At 70.9% G+C, this 3,163-nt stretch carries 3 protein-coding genes; 2 read left to right on the forward strand and 1 reads right to left on the reverse strand.

Going from position 1 to position 3,163, the window contains the following annotated elements; translation table 11 throughout:
- Positions 1-156 precede the first annotated feature (156 nt).
- Complete coding sequence (locus G6R25_RS22860) at positions 157-1,089, forward strand: LURP-one-related family protein (protein ID WP_163554523.1); 933 nt, start codon at positions 157-159, stop codon at positions 1,087-1,089.
- A 174-nt stretch (positions 1,090-1,263) separates the two neighbouring features.
- Positions 1,264-1,872 (forward strand): P-loop NTPase family protein, encoded by a 609-nt coding sequence (locus G6R25_RS22865; protein ID WP_163554524.1) that lies wholly within the window; start codon positions 1,264-1,266, stop codon positions 1,870-1,872.
- A 122-nt stretch (positions 1,873-1,994) separates the two neighbouring features.
- On the opposite strand, the gene G6R25_RS22870 is transcribed toward G6R25_RS22865, so the two are convergent.
- Positions 1,995-2,741, reverse strand: coding sequence for a class I SAM-dependent methyltransferase (locus tag G6R25_RS22870; RefSeq protein ID WP_235949473.1), 747 nt, complete (start codon positions 2,739-2,741; stop codon positions 1,995-1,997).
- Between the last annotated feature and the right edge of the window lie 422 nt (positions 2,742-3,163).

Here is a 3,163-nt window from a genome sequence, read left to right on the forward strand (position 1 = left end):
TCCTACTAGAGCGGGAAGGTGTCTGTCTATGAAGCAGGAACCCGTATCGCGAGGTCCGGGAATCCCCTCCCTCCAGGGAGGGGAGGATGTCAAGTCGGGACCCGGACACCGGCGCCAGTGTGGCCTTGTGCGGGTGGAAGGTGCCAAAGTGGCGCCATGACGCAGACCGTCCCGCCAGGTTGGTACGCCGATCCGAGCGGGCAGCACGGTTCCCGATGGTGGGACGGCAAGCAGTGGACCGAGCACATTCAGCCGGCGGCACCACAGGCCCAGTACGGCGGGGTTGCCCAGTACGGCGAGGCTGCTCAGTACGGCGAGGCTGCCCAGTACGGCGGGGCCGGGCAGGGGCAGGGCGCGGCCGTGCCGGGGCAGACGTGGGGCACGCCGCTGGGCGTGCAGCCGGGTGCGGTGCATACCAACTACAACGCCGAGCAGGTGCAACGGCAGGTACAGGAACAGGCCGGTGTGCAACCGGCGGGGCCGGGCGGCGGGACGCTGTTCAGCGAGCCCGTGCTTGTGGTCAACCAGAAGACCAAGATCATCGAGGTGACGAACGAGTACGCGGTGTTCGACCAGGGCGGCCGCCAGATCGGCTCGGTCGTGGAGGTCGGCCAGGGCGCGCTGAAGAAGGCTGCACGGGTGCTCACCTCCTGGGACCAGTACTTTTCCCACCGTCTCGAGGTCCGCGACGCCGCTGGCACCGTTCAGCTGCGCCTGCACCGACCGGCGAAGGTGCTCAAGTCCAAGGTGATCGTCTCGCTGCCGGACGGCGCGGAAATCGGCGTCATCGCGCAGCAGAACGTCTTCGGTCGGATCAGGTTCGATCTGCAGGCTGGTGGCACGACGATCGGGGCGATCAAGGCGGAGAACTGGCGGGCGTGGAACTTCTCGATCGTCGACCACGCCGACGTCGAGGTCGCCCGGGTCACCAAGACCTGGGAGGGCCTCATGCGGACGATGTTCACCACGGCCGACAACTACGTCGTCCAGATCCACCGGCCGTTGCCGCAGCCGCTGCACAGCCTGGTCGTCGCCGCCGCCCTCACCATCGACACGGCGCTCAAGCAGGACTCCCGCGGTCTCGGCTGAGTCGTCCCAGTTGAGCTCTCATTACCCTCACCGCCTGATGGGGACCGCTGGGCCGGCGCAGCGCAGGCTCGGCGCCGGGTAGCCGCCTGGCACGCCCCGATCCGGGTGGGCACGGGTGGGTCGAAGCGGCACGTTCCGCGCGCGGAACGATCGCCCCGGTGGGACACTGGCGTTGTGAATGCGCTCGGGACGGGCCGGCAGGGCCCGCAGTCGATGACCCCCGACGTCCAGCGGGTCCTCGTCGTCGGCAGCGGCGGCGCCGGCAAGAGCACCCTCGCCCGTGAGCTCGCACGGCAGTCCGGCCTGCCGGCGGTGCACCTCGACCGGCACTTCTGGCGGCCCGGCTGGGTCGCGACGCCGGTGGAAGAGTGGCGCGCCGTCGTCGCCAGCCTCGTTGCGAAACCGGCCTGGGTGATGGACGGCAACTACGGCGGTACGCTCGATCTGCGTATCCCCGCCGCCGAGCTCATCGTCTTCCTCGACCTGCCGCGGCGGATCACCATTGCCCGGGTGGTGCGCCGCTGGGCCCGCTGGCATGGCCGCAACCGTCCCGACGCCGCCACCGGCTGCCCTGAGAAGCTGGACCTGGTGTTCCTTCGCTGGCTGTGGAACTACCCGGGGGACGGCCGGGCCCGTCTGCTGCGGGCTCTCGACACGCACGGTGCGGCCGCCCGGGTGGTACGGCTGTGCACCGCCCGCGAGGTGCGGCTCTGGCTCGGAGCGGTGCCGACCCCGAGTTTGCCGATGGTCCGCTCGCTGTCCCCTGGCAGGCTCGGCACCTGAGGTGAGATCCCGCGGCGGCTGTCGTGTGGCACCCGCGCCACTGCAGGGCTGGTCAGGGTTACTGGCTGGTCAGGGTTACTGGGGTGGCGCGCCCTGGCCGGCGGCGTCGGTCAGTCGCAGGATCATCGCGTGGGAACGACGGCCGCCCGGCCGGGGCCGGTCGGGCTCGGGCAGCCGGTGCAGCGCGGCGACGGCCGGTTCGACGATCGTCGCCCACTGCCGGTCCGTGAGGTCCCACAGGGTCGACCACAGCCGGCCCTCGATCTGCGCGCGGGCCTCGGTCGGCGTGAGTGTTTCCCGCTCCTCTTGTGCGAAGAAGAACTCCTCGACCAGCCGCAGCCCGCTGCGTTCGGCGGCCGGCAGCAGGAGCTCCGGCCGGTCCCGGCGGGGTCGATCAGATCAGCATACAGCGCCTCGTTCAGGTCCCGCAGCACGGCGGTGACGTCGCTGTGCTGAGCGTGCTCCGCGACGCCGACGACCGCGAGCAGGCCACCCGGCCGCAGCACCCGAGCAACCTCGGCGAGGACCCGATCGGGATCCCCGACGAGATGCAGGACGTGCACGGCGAGGCAGGCGTCCACGGCCCCGGTGCGCAACGGCAGGGCCGCCGCGTCGGCGCGGACGATCCGGCCGGGCAGACGCTCGTGGGCATGCGCGAGCATGGCAGCGGACAGGTCGACGCCGACCACGGACCGGCCCCGCTCGGCGAAGGCGCGCGAGATCAGCCCGGTGCCCACGCCGATCTCCAGCAACCGTTCCCCGGGCAACCGAGGACCGACCGCCTCGGCGACGAGCCGCCCCCGCTCCTCGCCGCCCCGGGTGGCATCGTACCGGTGGGCGATGCGGTCGAAGCTCACGGAATCTGACACCCGTCCAAGCTACTGATCTTTAATGCGCGATGCCGGTTGATTGATCATTATGATGGCTCCACGGCCGGTCCGGTGACGGCGAAGTACCCTTCGGGCAGGTCGGAACGGTGCCGGACCGGCCCGCGGACGGTTCCCGGCCGGCGCACAACCCCGTCCCCGACCCGCCCCCGATCGGTGATCAAGGTGTTCCGTGGAACCGCGCCGCGGTCGTCACCGTCACCGTCACCGTCACCGTCGCTGCTGCCACGTCCGCACGCTTCTATCCCGGCCCGGGTCGCGGTCCCGGTCCCGGTCGGGGTCGGGGTCGGGGTCGGGTCGACGATTACGTTCCGTGGTCGGTGAGGGGGTCGGGAGCGGGGGTGTGCGTGGGAACGGTGCTACCTGGGTCCTTCTGTAGGGACAGACCGGACGCCGAACCCACT

Source organism: Candidatus Frankia alpina, from assembly GCF_902806485.1.
Taxonomy (GTDB): domain Bacteria; phylum Actinomycetota; class Actinomycetes; order Frankiales; family Frankiaceae; genus Frankia; species Frankia alpina.

Coding starts and splice junctions, on each gene's coding strand:
- G6R25_RS22860 (WP_163554523.1), top strand. CDS start 157: ATGACGCAGACCGTCCCGCCAGGTTGGTACGCCGATCCGAGCGGGCAG.